Origin of the sequence: Bacillus paramycoides (assembly GCF_001884235.1) — a bacterium.
Classification (GTDB): domain Bacteria; phylum Bacillota; class Bacilli; order Bacillales; family Bacillaceae_G; genus Bacillus_A; species Bacillus_A paramycoides.
Genome location: NZ_MAOI01000101.1, coordinates 1 through 17742 on the forward strand (window position 1 = coordinate 1; position 17742 = coordinate 17742).

A 17742-nucleotide genomic window follows, 5' to 3' on the forward strand; every position below is an offset into this window, starting at 1 on the left:
GAAAAAATGAGTTGATACCCTTTGAAGAATATCAACTCATTTTTCTAAAAGATAACTTAGATACTCATCTTCTTTTTATTAGATGTTTCCTTTTCTTTAACTAGAACATATACGATTGGAAAAACAAGTAAACTAGCAATTGCAATTCCTAACTTTTCTATAGAAAGTGAGAATATCATCACGCTAATATATTCCCATTTATTTCTAATGTCAATAAAAAACACCTTTGCGCTTTTAACAACAAAGATGTTTCAAAATCGATATGTATCTTATTTATTAGGTTGTCCCCCACCTGCAATTAATTTACTACCTGAATATGTACCTTTTTGCATAAATACTTGATTAATTAATTCTTTTTGTTCCGCTTGTGACATAATTCCTTTTCCTTCTCCTAAATTCCCGCTTTGCAATTTCCAAATCTTGTTGTGATCAGCATCGACCTTTTCATATTTTCCTTGTTTCCATCGTTCTAAAATATCTATATATGCACTTCTTTGTACAAGATCATTGCTATTTACAATATCAAGTAAACTTTCAATACGTTCTTGTGTTATAAAAATATAGCCCCACTTTTGATCTGCTTTCGTTTTTTGATGTGTCATTTCATGTAATGCAGTCTGTATGTTCTCATCAGTCCATTTAAAATTTTTATTAAAACCACTATTCGGTAACGAATAATTCCCATTTTCTAAAAGCTTTGCATCTTCCGCTTTCACATTACTATCAGCTAACACTTCTACTGCCGGAGCTGCCGGCGATGTCTTTTTTGCTGTCGGTTTACTATGATTCATATAATACAGCATACCATACGTTAATCCTACTCCAACTACCGCCATCCCAGCTATGATCCCTAATATTTTAAATAGTGTTTTCATCCCGCTTGTTTCCTCCCAAATATCCCTATTCATAGTTTATATCTATCAAAAACAGGTGTAGCATCTCATTTTTTTACAATTTACTGCCATTCATTTCCTCACACTAATTAACATAAATAAAATTATTACTTTCCAAAAATGTAGTAACGCCATCCTCATCGTTACTTTTTGCAATAAATTTAGCGACTGATTTTAATTCCTCAACAGCATTGTTCATCGCTACACCAATACCGCACTTCTCTATCATTTCCATATCATTATAGTCATCTCCAAATGCAATTACGTCAGATGCCTCGTAATTAAGGTGCTGAAGAACATGTTGAATACTATTCCATTTTGAAACTTCCGCATGCATAATTTGACACAATGTTCCATTATCTGTAATGACTGCATTACATTCGGCAGGAAGTTCTTTAATTAAATTCTTATTTATTGAATCCTTCGTACAAAGAATCACTTTAAAAGCTTCTTTGAAGTCTAGCTCTCTTACATCTATAACTTCATTCGGTACATTGCCAAAGTAATCAGTAACATCAAAATTTGAGTACAGCTTATCATTTATTTCAATGCAAATATTATTTAAGTTATACTTTTTTGCTTTTTCTATAATTTCTAAAATGACATTTCTAGAAATCTCCTTTTTATACAAAGTATCATTACCTTTAAGTACAAGAGCCCCGTTATAACAAATGATAATATCATTCTTTAGCACACTTGGAATATACTGGTTAATGGCTCTTGGAGGTCTTGCCGTGGCAAAAATCAGTTCACTCCCTTTATTTTTACATTCCCTCAAAATATTAATAGATTTCTCTGAAATGGTTTTATCACTTCTTAATAGAGTCCCATCTAGATCCGAAATAATAACTTTCTTCATGCTTAAATTTAGTCTCCTTTCACCAGTAATAATTAGTTACTTTAATAGAATTATTTCAATAAACCTTTTAACACTTTTGATACACCTATTCCTCCTAAACTACATAGGAAAGCTTTTATAGATTTCCTTATATTGTATTTCTTTTCTAAGTAAATTAAAAGATTATTCTGTCTAATAACCAAATTTTATTTCTTACAATTATATTTACTTTAACTTTATGCCAGGTTAATACATAAAGTAGATGTATTAACCTGGCATTTAAATAAAAAAACAACGGGTGCCTTATAGGGCACCCGTCGCTTTTTAATATGCACGATTCTCTTTTAACCACTTCGTAATAGCAGCTAGCCTCGAAACATCAAAACGTCTTTCTTCATTCACTTTCAAGTCCTTTAACCTTTTCACAATTTCCAATTCATTATTTCTTACGCTTTTCGCTTCGATTAACTTGCAGTATCCTTCTGTAACGTTATTTAAATTTTCATAATAACACTGAAATGATTTTGATATATGTAAATGTTTTTCAAAGTTCCTTCTTCTTTTCGTCTCATCAGATTCTTTCCGTTTTCTAAGTTCTTCATCATTCGTGTATAAATAAAAATATTGATCTGGAAAACCAATTTCCCTATTTATCATCTTTTCTTTATAAAAGTTTTCTATTAAAGATAACGGTTGATTAAATACATCAAAATAGAAACACCAATTATAGCTAAGCGGCTGATATATATCCCCATCAAGTATTACTAACTCATATTGCTGCGACTTCTGCATTGCTATATTCCAGCGCTCTACTTGTTTTTCAAAATACCATGTTCTATGTTCATTTTTTGGTCTTTCAAATAAAAAATTAACCTCAGGTATAATATAAGCACCATAATTTTTTTCTAATTCACGACACGTTGTACTCTTACCAACAGCACTCGCTCCTTCAAACGCTAAAATCCCCATAGTTTCTCCCACTTTCATTAACTAAAATCTCGTTGTTTCGCTTTTCTACCCCATAACTGTCTCCATAAAACAATTGAAGCGATAGAGAGCATAATTGTTGTAATAATACTACCTTCAATTCCGAATGAGCCTCCATGCAATATTTCTGGTCCATTTGTTATAGACTTAAAAATTGGAGTGGAATATACAGTTGTACCACTAACCGCAAAACCATATACATTATATTGAGCCCAGTTCCAAATTGAGTGCCATGCACATATTCCCCACAGGCCATCTTCTTTCAATACGTATAAAGCTGCGAAAACACCAACTAACATTATATTCGATATAGATAATATTGTAATTCCTGGATTGAGTAGATGAAGAAAACCAAATAAAAAAGAAGTAACAATTATTCCAACCCATATACGACTTCTAACAGAAAGAACCGGGAATAACCAACCTCGTACAATAATTTCTTCCGTTGCCCCTTGTATTAAAAATGCAACTAAAGATCCTACTATTCCTACTATCACTGTTGAGGTAATATGTTGTACTTGTAATTTTACAGTTCCCATTAATAGTAGTAGAATAACTGGTATTGAAATAAATACAAACCCTATTAACGCACCTTTCAAATACTTTCTCATCCATTGCTCTTTCCAAAAACCAATGGACGAAAAAGGTCTTTTTTCTACAAAACGAACCCATATAAATAAAATGAATATAGCTCCTCCAAATGTTAACAGCATTCTAACATTATCATAAATCCCTTTCATGAATGTCGTTTCAGCTTTCGGTAAAAATAGCATAAACAACATAAAAAGTTCGCCTAAAGTCAAAAATATAATAGCTAATATTACAGCAAAAATTGGGTGTACTTTTCTCCTCCCTATTTTTGCTGCCTCAATTATATTAAATGAATCATTTTTCAACTCTCTCTCCTCCTTTTATAATATTTAATTACTATCAATGAATAAACCATATTTTACCACAAAGAATACATTATTAATATTTGCTCTACATTTTTTCTTACATCAATTTTTAGCATAAATCCAAATTAGGAATAATATATAAATAAAAGAGATGTCTTTGTGCCTTTTGCTATAAATTACCCTATTTTTTCTTTATTTTTCCAACACTTGCTATTTCACACCATTTGTTGTAAGATAGTAATTAAGGTCAATTTAACACTATACTTTCTTTGCATATTATCAAGTATCAATCAGGGATATTTTGTACTCCTTATGGGTTTTTGATAATATGTGAACTTTTATTTTCATTCAAATAAGGCCGATCATATTGTAATCTTTTTAAATTTTAGGAGGCATTACCATGACATTAACAGGTAAAGTAAAATGGTTTAACAGCGAAAAAGGTTTCGGTTTCATCGAAGTTGCAGACGGTAACGACGTATTCGTTCACTTCTCAGCTATCACTGGCGACGGCTTCAAATCTCTTGACGAAGGTCAAGAAGTTAGCTTTGAAGTTGAAGACGGTAACCGTGGACCTCAAGCTAAAAACGTTGTAAAGCTATAATTTAAACAATAAAAAGGTTGTTACCAGCTCGGTTAACAACCTTTTTAATATATAACTAAAATTTTTTACATAAAAGGAGTGGTTACATGTATCGCAATCGAAAGAACGATGTAGCAGAAGTACCACCAGAACAAACCCCTGTTTGGGAATGTGAATCAGAGGATTGTTTAGGATGGATGAGAAAGAACTTTTCATTTGAAGAAGAGCCTAAATGCCCTTTATGTAAAAGTAACATGAAAAGCGGAGAACGTTTATTACCTAAGTTAGGTTAATTTTTACAAGCCCCTCTTATTTTAAATAAGAGGGGCTTTTTATTAATAATGAATATCCTCAACATCTGTTCTTACAATAGAATACATTAATGCATCATGTTGTTGATTACCTTGATGAATGTACCCACGTAACAAGCCTTCTTTTTGGAAGCCTATTTTAGATAACATATTGCAAGAAGTAATATTCTCAGGATATGTAATAGCTCCAATTCTAAATAAACCTAACTCTTGAAATCCATAAGTAATGATTTCCCTGGCTGCTTCTGAAGCATAGCCGTTTCCCCAATAACGAGGATGTAGGTCATATCCAATCTCAGATCGTTTACTCCAAAGTTGTAAATTATTTAATCCAATTGTCCCTACTAAAGTATTCGTTTCTTTTAATACGATTCCCCACCGTATTGCCTTTTTCTCATAATAATTTTTCGAAAAAGATTCAATCATACGTGAAGCTTGTCCGAACTCAGTAAAAGAATTCATACCGTAATAACACGTTACTTCATCTAATGAAAATATTTCATATATTTTTTGACAATATGATTGTTCTATTTCAACTAAGCGCAAGCGTTCTGTTTCTAACACAGGAAATGCCATAGGATCGCTCCTTTCTCTCTACTAATTTATTATAGCAGAAAAAATATTTATAATTAGGAAAGTCCTAAATGTCCCACTAATCAAACATTTCTAATGACACTTATCCTTTTTATTCTATATGAACTAAGAATATACCTTCTTGCTTTTTGATTACCATTTTCGCCTTATGCTATAATTACTATAAATTGAATTTCAAATCATTAACAACTGCAAAGAGGTTATTTTTATGACAAAATATAATTATTTTACATACGCTCTCATGAACACAATTATCTTTTTACCTCATTTCCTTTTTATCATTATTGGAAATTCATACAATACACTATTAAATGGTTGGTTCCCTCTCATTATCTTCTACACTTTTAAATATACAGGCGCTTTTCTTATTCATTCTTTTAAAACAAAAATAAACGCACGTGAACAATTATTACACTTTCTTGCGCTTGCGATAATCGGAACTTTATGCGGGTCTTTAGCTACTTTTTCAACAATTTGGATTGAACTCTCTGCCCTTTTTATGGGAATCGCATCAAGTATTTTATTACCACTTTATACAACAACTCAATATCATGGAAAATTTTTATTTGGTAGTAAAATGAAAATGAATCAATATCTTTTTGCACTATTAACAGTTTTATTGATTGTTCCACTTATTTTATTTACTGCTAACTCTAACCATCCAAGTTTAGCTTTTATATTTTACGGAATCGCTCTTTGTATTTGTTACTTATCCTTAAGAAAAATGCCAACATACGAAGTCACAGTAGAGAACTCATTCCATTTTTCAGTGCCTTCATTTTTATTATTCATTCTCTTTACTACGCTACTTTTCCTTATGAAAGCAACTCGTGAAATAAATTTACAACTGCTACTTGTACTATTAATCGTCACCATCCTTGTTGCAATAGCACTACTAACTGTATACATCACTAAAGTAAAATTTCAGTTTCAATTACCTAAATTTATTTATTACTTTGGATTTACACAAGGAATGATCGTTAATTTTTTCTTATTGTACGGCACATTCTTTGCACTGTCACAGGAAAGCAGCACTTTCATGATTTATGGCGTTTATTTACCATATGGAATCGGGATTATTTTATCCTTATTTTTAGGATCCAAACTATTCCATCACTTTAACTCTTATCACCCGATAATAGTAACAAATGTGGGCGCATTATTAGGTATACTATGTACAATGCTATCATGGACATTACCAATCGGTGGTTTACTAATCGGTTTCTTCTCATCTTTACAAGCAAGACAATTAAATCGTTTCGCATACGCCGCTACTAGTTCCCTTAAAGATTCTAGCTTATTACTTCGTAATCGCTGGTCTAAACTAGGAAGTATGATAAATCAAATTTTATTAATTACGTTTATATTAGTACTTAGTTTCATTTATCGTATACCATTAAATGACGTATTCGTAGTCCTTACTGGGAAAGGAATCCATAACGAAATTCCGATGTTCCCTGTTTTAATAACAGTCAATATTGTCATTTGTTTTATTATTGGTAGCTTATTAATATTTGGCTCTTGGAAATTAGAAAAAACAAAGAGATGATTTTCTCTTTGTTTTTTCTTTATACGCAACTAACATCCAATAACAACGTGCTTTTTGTCTCCATTCTCACTTAAAAATCCGGTAAGTCTGAGAAGTGTATCTAACTCATTAACGAAGAGATAGACACAGATGTATTTTCCCCCTGCAAAAACAACCTCCTAAATTATAACATATACTTTTATGTTATAATTTAGGAGGTTGTAACTCTTCTTACGGAGGTGTATAAACTTTATGTATATTTTCATTGGCTTAGCACTTCTATTTATTTTACTCATTTTTTTATTCGCAAAAAAATTCACACCAAACTCATTCATGATGACAAGTTTTAAAGGAAATAGCTTTAAGACATTTTCAGTTGGTATTTTAATCGCTGCCGCACTTTCTCTTTCATACGGGATTTATCACGCAGTAACGTATCAACCTAGTCATTTAGATATACAATTACAAAATCAAAATCACACTGTTTTCGGTAATGTTGGCGAATTCGGTTATTTCTCAGAAGAATTACTGAAAAAAGATGTAAAAACTAAAGTGTATTTTGTTTCTTGGGAACCAATACATTTAGAACACCCGCAAATAAAAATCGACTATCCTTCAGGTAAACAAGAAATTTGGACACCTACTATATCGTCCATATCTACAAGTACGTTAAAAGAAAAACATAAAATTGAAGAAATTTATCAACTATCACCATACACCTTTAAAGAATCTGGAAAGGTAACATTAACAATTCAGCAAGATAACAAAACAAATAAAAAAATAATACTTACTGTAAAATAAAAACATCCCTCCTTTTTTTACTGGAGGGATGTTTTTGTTTATGTATTTTAAAACTACTCATTATGCGTTTCACTTAATTTTAGCAATTATTTCATTGGCCGTATTCTTTCCGTTTCCAATACAAGCACCAATTCCTACGCCGTAATATGAAGCGCCAGCTAAATATACATTTGGATAAAGAGCTGCTAATTTTTCTTGTAATGCTTGAACAGCTTGGTTATGTTCTAAATGATATTTCGGCATTAAATCTTTCCAGTTCGTAACTTCGACTACTTCTGGTTCACCTTTAATTCCGAGACTCTTTTCAATATCATATAAAGCAACTCGTACTAATTCTTCTTCACTATAATTTTTAATCGTTTCATATACTGGATTTGTGCTCTTATAAAACATTCTTACTAACAGCTTTTGTTTACTAGATGTGTGTTTCCACTTCCGACTCGTCCATGTACAAGCATCACAATGCAAATCACTATTTTCTGAAACGATAAACCCTGTACCATCTGCTGATAGTTGTTCATCTGGTATTTCAAAACCTAAGTAAATACTAATAAGAGATGAGTTTTTAAACTTATTAAACTGCTCATTTAACTCATTAGAATGTAATAAGGTTTGTGCGATATCATGCGGAGCTGCTAAAACGACATAATCCGCTTGTATTGCCTCATGATTTGCAAAAGAAATCTCATATTGATCATCTTTTTTACTTACCGCTGTCGTTACAACACCTTTTTTAATTTCAGTTTCATTAAGCACCTCTTCTAAGCGATTAATAATCACAGAAAGTCCACTTTTAAATGATACAAACTTCTTATTTCCTGCTGACTGAAACTGTTTTTTATTCTCTTCAAAACCTTTAATAATACTTCCGTATTTATTCTTATAGTCCAGTAAATAAGGCAATGTAGATGCCATTGTAAGCTCATTCAATTTACCGGAATACACACCTGAAAGCACAGGAGCGATTTGTTTTTCAACTAACTCTTCCCCTAAGAAACTTTCTAAAAATACAGCAAGTGATGTATCCTTCGTAAACTCTTTATTTTTCGTTATAAAATCTTTTAAAGCAACAATTTTCCCTTTCGTTGAGACTAGCGTACTGCTAAATAATGATTCAACACTCATAGGGATCCCAAATATAGTGTCAGACGGAATGGGATGTAATATGTTATTAGAATATATGTAGGAAATACCTGTTTCGTTATATACCATTTCATCTTCTAGATTCAATTCTTTTACAAGTGGCATAACATATTCATTACGAGCAACGATAGAATCTGCCCCTGATTCCATAATAAAATCATTTTCTTCCACACTGTGGATCTTACCACCTAAATACTCTTCTTTCTCAATAAGGATTAAATTCAAATCTATATTATAATCCTTCTTTAATTTTTCTAAATAAAACATAGTAGAAAGTCCAGTAATACCTCCACCGATGACAACGACTGTTTTCATATTTGCTGCGCTCCTAACCGATACAATTAATAATTCCTTTATTATTATACCCAAAAGTCCTTATATTCGACTAGCAGCTTGATCATTCTGTAAAAAAATTGACACTATATACGAATACATTTATATAAATTTAATCAGTAAATAACCATCATTTTAAATGAATAAATAAAAAAGAACTATAACAGTTTCAAATGAAGTCATAGTTCTCTCTATTTTAAAAACATAAAGTAATTAATCAATTTGTCTATTTCTTGACTTAATGCCAGTACTTTTTCATGTTGAATTCCATAATCCGATACTAAATATATTAATTCTTCTTTTTTTATTTCAATTACTTTTTCCAATTTCGCTAATTCCATGTCGTTTTACTTCTCTCCAATAATAAAATGTATGTATTTTAGTATAGCCTACTTACATAATTAGTAAAAGTGAAAAACGCATGTGAAATCTTACATATTTAAAAATAATATACTACCAACAAAGAAACTTAAATTTAGCCTCTTTATACAGATCATTAAAATACATTAGGAATTAATAACATACCTAAATTTTTCTAATGTTATATCTTTATATTCTGGATCCCTCTTTATATGATCAAAATAACTATATGAAAATTTGAAAACATGCCCAAAATCCCAATTCAATTTACTAAAGTCTTTTAGCCAAAATCTATTTTCTGTTGGTAAAACATGAGCACGTTCAGATTCGATTAAAGGTAAACGATCTATAGGTGAGTGTAAATTTATTTCAGTATTCGGCATAAGCTTTTGACTAGCACGCAGTACGTATACTAGTTTTAAAAGTGGACGTATCCCTCGTTGAAATATATCTCTATGTCCTAAATCATACATTATATTAATGGCGTGGGAAAAAGTAAGCATATGACCAATTAAATCATGATGTGATTCCGCTCGATAAATAATATTAAACTTCGATAGCTCATTTAAAATGAACTTAGATAATTGCTTTGGATTTCTTAATCCAATTTGAATCTCATCATTTATACTTAATTGTTTTACTTCTTTCGTCGTAAAACCAATCCATGATCTACCGGGAATTTTTTTTTGAAACGATAATATCAGGTTAGTTATCCCTTCAATATCTTGATGATTCCCCCATTTTCGCAACTCTTTCATGGCTAATAAACTTAGCGCTGCATAAATGACGTTATGCCCCACCCAATGAAGTTCATCCATCGTATGTTCCAGAGTTTTTATAATCATTTCTTTAGCATTTTGAAATTCATTTTCTTCTTTATTATCAGTTATTTCTCCTAAGTTTTGTTTGTTCAGCATCATTTTTGTTTGTGAATAAATATTACGAGATATCTCTTCTTCAATATTATTATCTTTTATGAAAAAATAACTAGCAATTGCAGCTGCTCCGAAATGCGCATGCCAAATATCATTTGTTTGTTTTTTACATTGAGAAATAATTGAAAGGCCACCCTTTAAAACACTTTTATTTTCCATCTTTTTATCCCCCGTAATAAAAATCACTTAATACTCATCCTAAGGATGGCGTCAATACAAATAAAATGTAATTCGATTCATCACTTTTATTCAAAAACCGATGCCTCACGTTCGGCGGGATACGTACAACATCGCCTTCTTCTAAAAAATATTCTTTTCCTTCTAATTCCACATACACTTCCCCTTTCATGACAACAGCAATCTCTTCCTTATCTTCATGTGAATAGTGGCTTTCCGTTGTATTTGCTTGTTTATTTAAATCCATCATTAACATTTCAATACGTGCTTTCATAAAATCCGGTGTTAATACATCATATACAATGTGATCATTATTTTCCCGATATACTTTTTTTCGATCTTTTTTCTTAGAAATAAGTGAATCCGTATCAATATCATTAATAAATAGTGTAAATAGCGGTACATTTAATGCTTTCGCTATTAATTCCAAAACACTTAAAGAAGGATTGGCATGCCCTCTTTCAATTTGACTAATAAGAGATGTGCTTATTCCTGCATAATCAGCAAACTCACGAATTGTCATATTATTTTTTTTACGATAGCTTAAAACAGTTTGTCCAAGCCGATAGTTAATCAAAGTAACTACTCCCTTTCGTCCATCTTAATGTATATTTCATTGCCTTTGTGCTGACTTACTAAACAAAGGCAAATAATCCTTTTCTATCGTCTCCGAGACTTATATACTTACCTTTGTACATTATATCTCATTCAGTTCATTATAATAAACATCCTATTGGAGGGACAAACTTTGAAATCACCTACTCTATCATATTTCATCTTATTTTTCGGTGTATTCGCCTTATCAACTTCAGCGATCTTTGTAAAATTAGCAGATGCTCCTGCGGCAATCATTGCTTTTTATCGATTGTTATTTGCCGCACTGATTCTGTTACCATTATTACTATTTAATAAAAACAATCGAAACGAGCTAAAAACATTAACGAAAAAACAATGGGGATTCGGATTTATTTCTGGGCTATTTTTAGCTACACATTATGTACTATGGTTTGAATCCTTACAATATACTTCTGTAGCAAGTTCTACAGTTATCGTAACGTTACAACCGTTATTTTCAATGATTGGTGGTTATTTTTTATTTAAGGAGAGATTTACAAAAGGAGCTGTTATTGGTTGCCTCATTGCCATTTCAGGAAGTATCATGATTGGATGGCAAGATTTCCAAATTAGTGGAGAAGCTTTATACGGAGATATTTTAGCGTTTATTGCTGCCGGAATCATTACCGCTTACTTTTTCATTAGTCAACACATTCGTAAAGATTTATCTCTTATACCGTATTCGATAATTAGTTATGGAAGTAGTGCATGCTTTCTCGGTATATTTGCTTACATGCAGCAAATATCTTTCTTCCATTACTCTGCACAAACTTGGTTGTCCTTTATTGGATTAGCTTTCATTGCTACAATTTTAGGTCAAACGATTTTTAATTGGTTATTAAAATGGATGAGTGCTACTGTGATCTCTATGAGTATTTTAGGAGAAACGATTGGGACTTGTATATTAGCCTATTTCATTTTAAGTGAAACAATTTCTTTACAACAAGCACTTGGAATTACAATTATTTTTATTGGATTAGCATTATTTTTATTACAGCCGAATTGTAATGAAAAAGCATGACATTATATTGTCATGCTTTTTCATTATGTACAAGTAAACCATCAGGTCTAAAACGACTCATCATAACTTCATTAATAAACTTTCCGTGAGCCTTTAAATTCCCTATCTTTACCCCCTCTTCTACAAATCCGAATTTTTCATATAGGGCTTTCGCTTTAGGGTTCGTTTCTAACACACCAAGTTCCACTCTCTCTAACATTAACCAATTATCAGCCAAATCAAGCATTTTTGTAAGAAGCGCTTTACCAATTCCTTTATTATGATATTCACTGTCTACCCCTATAAACAAATCACCCGAATGAGATCTACGTCCTGGACTTTGGGTTAAACCAACAAATCCAACAACTTCTCCATCATACTCTGCAACAAACTCAAATTGATTTGGTGCTAAGTTTCGAATTCTATTTTCCATAGCGTCTACACGCATGCTAGGTAAGAAAACCATATAAGGTAAAACGTCATCCTGTATACATATACGATGAATTGCTCTAGCATCTTGTATTTCTACTGCTCTAACGTTGATTCCCATTTTTCTTCCCTCCCTATAAATAACAGATTCTAATATCCTTCGCTATAATCCTTCTCATACGTTTTTCTTTATGTTATTTTTATATAATTATTTCAGCAAAACATTTTAAATTTGAACATCTAACATACTTAAGGGTCTATTTAATTTTTCACCTGATTATACAACTCAAGTAGATTTTCTATTGGAATACCGTTTATTTTCATACCAGTTATATCACAATTTTCTATTTTAAGATTTTGAAGCTTACTATTACTTATTGTACTACCTTCCAAATCACATGTATCGAATGAAATAGGTTCCTTCTCGTCTCCAAGATTTGTATTTTTAAATTGGACTCCATCTAATGTCACCAAATTAAACTTACTACCAGAAAGATTTAAATCTGCATATGAGGACCCTCTAAAATTTATATTTCTAAACTTTGATTGACTTACATTACAATTACTCATATTCATATTCATTACATTACTACCAACAATTGAACTATTTTTTAAATTCACTTGATAATACTCTGTATTTGCTAAATTACAGTTTTCGTATTGTCTATTTTTCATATCTTCACTTTTAACTACGTTCTCTTCGTGTAAAGCTGTCTTTATTCTTTTCACGTAACAATACTCTTCTTCCGATTCAAAAATTGTTTGGTAGTCCATCTTTTTATAAAAGTGGTGATTATTAATTTGTCTACTCGATGTTTCGAGATCCCAAATCCTTATGTTTGGAAATTCTTCTTCTATTAATTTAATAACCTTTGATCCAATTCCTTTTCCTTGATAAACAGGATCTACAAAAATACGATCAATTCTTCCATACGACTTTCCAGAGATTGTAACTATAATTCCCCCGATAATATCTTTATCCATTATTACTTTGAAAGAATCCAGTTCTTCAATCGAATATTTCATCATTTCAACTGAAGAGTATCCAGGTGGCTGAATGTTATAATCAATTACATCATCTTGTCCGCATAGCCAACGTTTTGCTTCTTCATCGAATGTTTTTGTCATTATTTTTGTTAACTTTTCAGCATCTAAAATTGTAGCTTTTTCTATAGATATTATCGTCATTTCATTTTCCCCTTTATCATTACAAACCAATAACTTATGTGAACAAAAACGTTATTAATTTACTTTAGTTTTTAATACTTTTCCCATTATTACATAAGGAACATCATTTTTACTTGGATGAAATGGCTCCAATACATTCACCCAATCTAATCTTTCATATAAAGAACGCGCCTTATCATTGTTAATTTGTGTTGTTAAAACGCTCGTTCTATTTGAAATCCCTTCTAATAATTCATTATGTAATTTCGTTCCAAGACCTTCATTTCGATATTGTGGGTGAACTGCTAATTCTACAAATTCAAAACAATCTTGTAACCATTCCTCTACTTGCTCTAAATTTAACGCTTCTCTCATTAATTGATTATAGTACTGTCCCTCCATAGAGCGATAACCATAAGTAAAACCAACTACTTCATTTTCATCATTTATTGCTAATATACCTTTAAAACCTGGATATTCTATATGTCTTTTCATTCGCTCGATCATTTCATTGAATTTTGTTTTTTCAAATGCTTTACAATACAATTTTGCCATATTATCAATTAGGATCTCATCTTTTTCAATACTTACGAATTTCACTTTACTTTGCCCCCTACTAAAACGTTTGAACCCTTAAATAGTTTTAAAATAAAGAAAATTAAAATCAATCGCTCTCTTTACTATTAAACTACAAATCAACCTATATTTTCCACTGTTACTTAGTATCAATGAATAAAAAGAAGAGAACATGTAATATAAACATGTTCTCTTCTTTTTATTTATTTTCAATTTTATATAATTAAAAATTAGATATTACTTAAGCCACTCGTTACAAGTATTAGCTTGCTCCTGTAAATCCTCTATAAATCGACTCGCATGATATCCATCACAAACCGCATGATGTACTTGAAGTGAAATAGGTAGCATAACCTTGCTTCCATCATTGAAATATTTTCCGCAAGTTATAATTGGTAATAAAAAATCACCATCATTATTAATATTAAGATTAAATCCAGTAAAACTAGTCCAAGGTATGCTAGAGATTGGAAACACATTTGGCGGAATATTTTCTTTCGTGAAGAGACCATGAACATTAGCATAACATCTTATATCCTCTTCATAGTTTTTATAGAAAGCATGAAAATTAATAGAATAATCTGTCCATATACTTGAAAAAGACTTATTTTCTTTATGAAAGATTGTATAGCTAGGTATCATTTCCTCCCAATACCCTAAAACTCCATCCTCATTAAAACATGTTCGAAATTCTTTATATTTATTTATCACTCTAGAAATTAAATAAATAAAAGTCGGATAAAATTTAATTTTCTTTTGATGTATTTCCTCTAATAATATTTTAATATCAACATTCACAGTCATACTAAACGTGCATTTTAATTTTAAATAATGTTCAAAATAATGCTTTCTATTCCAATTTTCTCTATCAATTACATGAAACTTCATTATTAATAGCCTCCTAAAATTTTTTTATTTTAGAAGGCTAATTTTCTTGCTTTCACCACAACTATTCACTCCTTACAGTTTAAATTTAACCCCAAGTTTTTATTTAATTATATAACATCCGCCAAAATTCATTCACATATTTCTGGAAATCCATCCACATACTATTAATAAATCAAATGATATTTGAAGGATACATACTTGAATGACAAAAATGCAAATCAAAAAGCAAATGTTATCAAAAACACTACATCTATTCAAAATAATAATACTGTAAATCTTAATGTGGAAGTACAAGCAATGAACGGCTTATACGGAATGTCAGAAACGACTATTGAAGATGTTGACTACGCTGTAACTGATGATCTTACTTCAAAAAATAACTAACTTCATCTACATTTAGAAAAAAGCCAAAGAAAATATCCTTGGCTCTTCTATATTATATATTCATTTTTTGTACTTCTTCTCTTTTTTTAGAAAGTTTCCCTGGCCAAAAAGCAAAGCGCCCTAAAACAACTGTAATTGCTGGTACTAATAATGGTCTTACAATAAATGTATCAAGTAAAACTCCAATTGCAGTTACAATACCGAATTGAACAAGAACTTGAATTGGCAATGTTCCTAACACTGCAAAAGTTCCCGCTAAAATTAAACCTGCTGATGTAATCACACTTCCTGTTTGCATAACACCATTTTTCACTGCATCTAAATGATTTTGTTTTTTTCTGCTTTTCCATATTTCAGAAATCATAAAGATGTTATAGTCTTCTCCTAAGGCAACTAAAAATACAAATGTATATAACGGGATCGCACCTTGTATTGCAGGAGCCCCCATACCAAAATGAAGTAAAATCCACCCTGCTCCTAAGGCAGAGAAGAATGATAAAACAACTGTTACAATTAAGTAAATCATCGCAACGATTGAACGTAAATACACGAGTAAAAGTAGAGCTATGATACTAATCATAACCGGAATAATTACTGCTTCATCACGCTCAGTAATTTGCTTTGTATCATATAAGGAAGCTGTTTCTCCGCCAAGCCACAAATGATTCTTAGCGTTAGAAATGCCTTCTTCTTTTAATACCTTTTCTACACTATTTTTTAATTTAGGGATTTGATCTAATGCTTCTATAGAATATGGATTTTCCACTAAAGAAACTTCATACATTTGCAATTGATTGTTTTCTTTTCCCCTCATTGGTTCTTTCACTTTATTAACAAAAGATAATTTCTCTAATTCTTGTTTAATAGATAAATCTTTTCCTTTTGAATCAACTACAATCTTTACTGGTGCTAATTCTCCAGCTGAAAAATGATCAGAAATTAATGTAAATCCTTCGCGTGATGGCATATCTTTCGGGAAGGATTCTAACAAATCGTATGTGTATTGAATACGTGGTACAAATGAAGCCAATCCTCCTAATAAAACTACGGTTAGCATGATAATTGTCCACGGTTTACGTACAACAATATCGCCAAGCTTTTTACTAAAGGCCCCCTTTGTAGTTTTTACTTTTACTACTTTCTTTTTTTTATTTGCATACTCTTCATTCATTTCATCAGTTCTCGGTATAAATGGGAAAAATGCAGCTCTACCGAAAATTAATAATAATGCCGGAAGAATTGTTAATGCAGCAATTCCCATGATGAAAACAGCGACACTAAATGGGACTGCAAATCGATGAAAAGCTCCATAATGTGCAAGTAATAATGTTCCTAACCCTAGTACTACAGTTAGTGCGCTCATGATAATCGCTCCGCCTGATGCTTTTATCGCAAGTTGCAATGCTTTATATTTACTTTTCTCTTCTAATAAGTACTCTCTATACCTTGAAATAAGAAATAAACAATAGTCCGTTCCTGCTCCAAATAGTAAAACTGTCATAATCGATATAGCTTGTGCATCAACTTTAATCCATCCATTGTCTGCTAAAAAGCCCAGTGTCGGACTGATAATTCCATATGCAAAGCCAACAACAAGTAAAGGTAAGATTGCTAAAATTGGAGAGCGATACAATAAAATTAATAAAACCAACACAAGTAGTACAGTAGCAACTAATAATTTCACATCAGCTTGACTAAATAAACTTACCGCATCCGTTTGAATACCTACAGGTCCAGATAATCGAACATGTAAGCCAGAGTCGGTAATTTTTCGTTTGAATGGATCTTCATCCACCTTACTATTCACTATTTTTCGTAACTCTTCTAAATTACCTTTTAATACATCCGTTCCAGCAGTTTTATTAAAGAATACTGGTGTGACAAATGATGTACCATCTTTTGATGCATTTTTCGAAAGTACTTGCTCAGGGATTGTATCAAATGGTGGTAACAATGATTGCTCTTTTAAAGGGTCCGTTTTTAACTCTTTATAAACGTCCTGTATTAATTTGTAGTCTTTTGACTGCAATCCACCATCTCTATGCCATACAATTAACAACGGGTTTCCTGCATTATTAGGAAACTCTTTTTTCATAAGTGCTTCAGCTTGTTGTGACATAGCTGTTTCAGGTAGATTCTTCGGATTAGGATCCTTTGTACTATTTACTTGGGGCAACGTAAATGAAAGTACTAATGTAATAAGAATCCATACCGCTAATGTTATCCATTGCGTATGCTTCACTGCTACAAGCTTCCCTAACGTGCTTAACTGGTGTTTTTTCATAAAAACCCACCTTCCTTTTT

At 31.4% G+C, this 17742-nt stretch carries 21 protein-coding genes; 6 read left to right on the top strand and 15 right to left on the bottom strand.

Annotated elements, in window-relative coordinates:
• Nucleotides 1–56: 56 nt before the first annotated feature.
• The 5 genes from BAU28_RS31335 to BAU28_RS21005 all read right to left on the bottom strand — a co-directional run bounded on the left by BAU28_RS31335 (nucleotide 57) and on the right by BAU28_RS21005 (nucleotide 3614).
• Entirely contained in the window at nucleotides 57–182 is a 126-nt protein-coding gene (locus tag BAU28_RS31335) for a hypothetical protein (RefSeq protein ID WP_255300139.1), read from the bottom strand.
• A gap of 87 nt (nucleotides 183–269) precedes the next feature.
• The gene (locus BAU28_RS20990; protein WP_071719840.1) at nucleotides 270–875 is read right to left on the bottom strand and encodes a PRK06770 family protein; all 606 of its coding nucleotides are present in this window, start codon (nucleotides 873–875) and stop codon (nucleotides 270–272) included.
• Between the two features lie 103 nt (nucleotides 876–978).
• Nucleotides 979–1752, bottom strand: a complete 774-nt coding sequence (locus tag BAU28_RS20995) for a Cof-type HAD-IIB family hydrolase (protein ID WP_071719841.1) — start codon at nucleotides 1750–1752, stop codon at nucleotides 979–981.
• A gap of 303 nt (nucleotides 1753–2055) precedes the next feature.
• Nucleotides 2056–2718, bottom strand: coding sequence for a nucleoside/nucleotide kinase family protein (locus BAU28_RS21000; RefSeq protein ID WP_116500438.1), 663 nt, complete (start codon nucleotides 2716–2718; stop codon nucleotides 2056–2058).
• The gene (locus BAU28_RS21005; protein ID WP_071719842.1) at nucleotides 2718–3614 is read right to left on the bottom strand and encodes a CPBP family intramembrane glutamic endopeptidase; all 897 of its coding nucleotides are present in this window, start codon (nucleotides 3612–3614) and stop codon (nucleotides 2718–2720) included. Before BAU28_RS21005 ends, BAU28_RS21000 begins: the two co-directional genes overlap by 1 nt.
• Nucleotides 3615–4014: 400 nt before the next feature.
• Between BAU28_RS21005 and cspD the strand changes: the two genes are divergently transcribed.
• Both cspD and BAU28_RS21015 read left to right on the top strand, forming a co-directional pair.
• Nucleotides 4015–4218: a cold-shock protein CspD gene (cspD, locus tag BAU28_RS21010; RefSeq protein WP_000176365.1), complete on the top strand. Its 204-nt coding sequence runs from the start codon at nucleotides 4015–4017 to the stop codon at nucleotides 4216–4218.
• Between the two features lie 86 nt (nucleotides 4219–4304).
• Nucleotides 4305–4490, top strand: coding sequence for a cold-shock protein (locus BAU28_RS21015; protein WP_000286200.1), 186 nt, complete (start codon nucleotides 4305–4307; stop codon nucleotides 4488–4490).
• A 42-nt stretch (nucleotides 4491–4532) separates the two neighbouring features.
• Here BAU28_RS21015 and BAU28_RS21020 read toward each other — a convergent pair whose 3' ends face one another.
• Nucleotides 4533–5084: a GNAT family N-acetyltransferase gene (locus tag BAU28_RS21020; protein ID WP_002171934.1), complete on the bottom strand. Its 552-nt coding sequence runs from the start codon at nucleotides 5082–5084 to the stop codon at nucleotides 4533–4535.
• A 226-nt stretch (nucleotides 5085–5310) separates the two neighbouring features.
• Between BAU28_RS21020 and BAU28_RS21025 the strand changes: the two genes are divergently transcribed.
• Nucleotides 5311–6651, top strand: a complete 1341-nt coding sequence (locus BAU28_RS21025; RefSeq protein ID WP_071719843.1) for a hypothetical protein — start codon at nucleotides 5311–5313, stop codon at nucleotides 6649–6651.
• 231 nt (nucleotides 6652–6882) lie between these two features.
• Complete coding sequence (locus tag BAU28_RS21030) at nucleotides 6883–7431, top strand: hypothetical protein (RefSeq protein ID WP_071719844.1); 549 nt, start codon at nucleotides 6883–6885, stop codon at nucleotides 7429–7431.
• Between the two features lie 69 nt (nucleotides 7432–7500).
• Here the strand turns inward: BAU28_RS21030 and BAU28_RS21035 are convergent, their stop codons facing one another.
• From BAU28_RS21035 to BAU28_RS21050, 4 genes are all read right to left on the bottom strand, one after another.
• Nucleotides 7501–8889, bottom strand: coding sequence for a protoporphyrinogen oxidase (locus tag BAU28_RS21035; protein ID WP_071719845.1), 1389 nt, complete (start codon nucleotides 8887–8889; stop codon nucleotides 7501–7503).
• Between the two features lie 209 nt (nucleotides 8890–9098).
• Nucleotides 9099–9248 (bottom strand): aspartyl-phosphate phosphatase Spo0E family protein, encoded by a 150-nt coding sequence (locus tag BAU28_RS21040; RefSeq protein ID WP_071719846.1) that lies wholly within the window; start codon nucleotides 9246–9248, stop codon nucleotides 9099–9101.
• Between the two features lie 165 nt (nucleotides 9249–9413).
• A complete protein-coding gene (locus BAU28_RS21045; RefSeq protein ID WP_071719847.1) occupies nucleotides 9414–10361 on the bottom strand; it encodes a hypothetical protein in 948 nt (315 codons plus the stop codon).
• A gap of 34 nt (nucleotides 10362–10395) precedes the next feature.
• The gene (locus BAU28_RS21050) at nucleotides 10396–10956 is read right to left on the bottom strand and encodes a helix-turn-helix domain-containing protein (RefSeq protein ID WP_071719848.1); all 561 of its coding nucleotides are present in this window, start codon (nucleotides 10954–10956) and stop codon (nucleotides 10396–10398) included.
• A gap of 171 nt (nucleotides 10957–11127) precedes the next feature.
• Here BAU28_RS21050 and BAU28_RS21055 point away from each other — a divergent pair, with 171 nt between their 5' ends.
• Nucleotides 11128–12015, top strand: coding sequence for a DMT family transporter (locus tag BAU28_RS21055; RefSeq protein WP_071719849.1), 888 nt, complete (start codon nucleotides 11128–11130; stop codon nucleotides 12013–12015).
• A gap of 10 nt (nucleotides 12016–12025) precedes the next feature.
• On the opposite strand, the gene BAU28_RS21060 is transcribed toward BAU28_RS21055, so the two are convergent.
• From BAU28_RS21060 to catA, 4 genes are all read right to left on the bottom strand, one after another.
• Nucleotides 12026–12544: a GNAT family N-acetyltransferase gene (locus tag BAU28_RS21060; RefSeq protein WP_071719850.1), complete on the bottom strand. Its 519-nt coding sequence runs from the start codon at nucleotides 12542–12544 to the stop codon at nucleotides 12026–12028.
• 140 nt (nucleotides 12545–12684) lie between these two features.
• Nucleotides 12685–13611, bottom strand: coding sequence for a GNAT family N-acetyltransferase (locus BAU28_RS21065; protein WP_071719851.1), 927 nt, complete (start codon nucleotides 13609–13611; stop codon nucleotides 12685–12687).
• A gap of 54 nt (nucleotides 13612–13665) precedes the next feature.
• Nucleotides 13666–14190 carry a GNAT family N-acetyltransferase gene (locus tag BAU28_RS21070; protein WP_071719852.1) on the bottom strand — a complete coding sequence of 175 codons (525 nt, stop codon included), beginning with the start codon at nucleotides 14188–14190 and terminating at the stop codon, nucleotides 13666–13668.
• Nucleotides 14191–14403: 213 nt separating this feature from the next.
• Nucleotides 14404–15054, bottom strand: coding sequence for a type A chloramphenicol O-acetyltransferase (catA, locus tag BAU28_RS21075; RefSeq protein ID WP_071719853.1), 651 nt, complete (start codon nucleotides 15052–15054; stop codon nucleotides 14404–14406).
• A 198-nt stretch (nucleotides 15055–15252) separates the two neighbouring features.
• On the opposite strand from catA, the gene BAU28_RS21080 reads away from it, so the two are divergent.
• The gene (locus BAU28_RS21080) at nucleotides 15253–15438 is read left to right on the top strand and encodes a DUF4021 domain-containing protein (RefSeq protein WP_025150700.1); all 186 of its coding nucleotides are present in this window, start codon (nucleotides 15253–15255) and stop codon (nucleotides 15436–15438) included.
• 52 nt (nucleotides 15439–15490) lie between these two features.
• Here BAU28_RS21080 and BAU28_RS21085 read toward each other — a convergent pair whose 3' ends face one another.
• Nucleotides 15491–17722: an MMPL family transporter gene (locus BAU28_RS21085; protein ID WP_071719854.1), complete on the bottom strand. Its 2232-nt coding sequence runs from the start codon at nucleotides 17720–17722 to the stop codon at nucleotides 15491–15493.
• Between the last annotated feature and the right edge of the window lie 20 nt (nucleotides 17723–17742).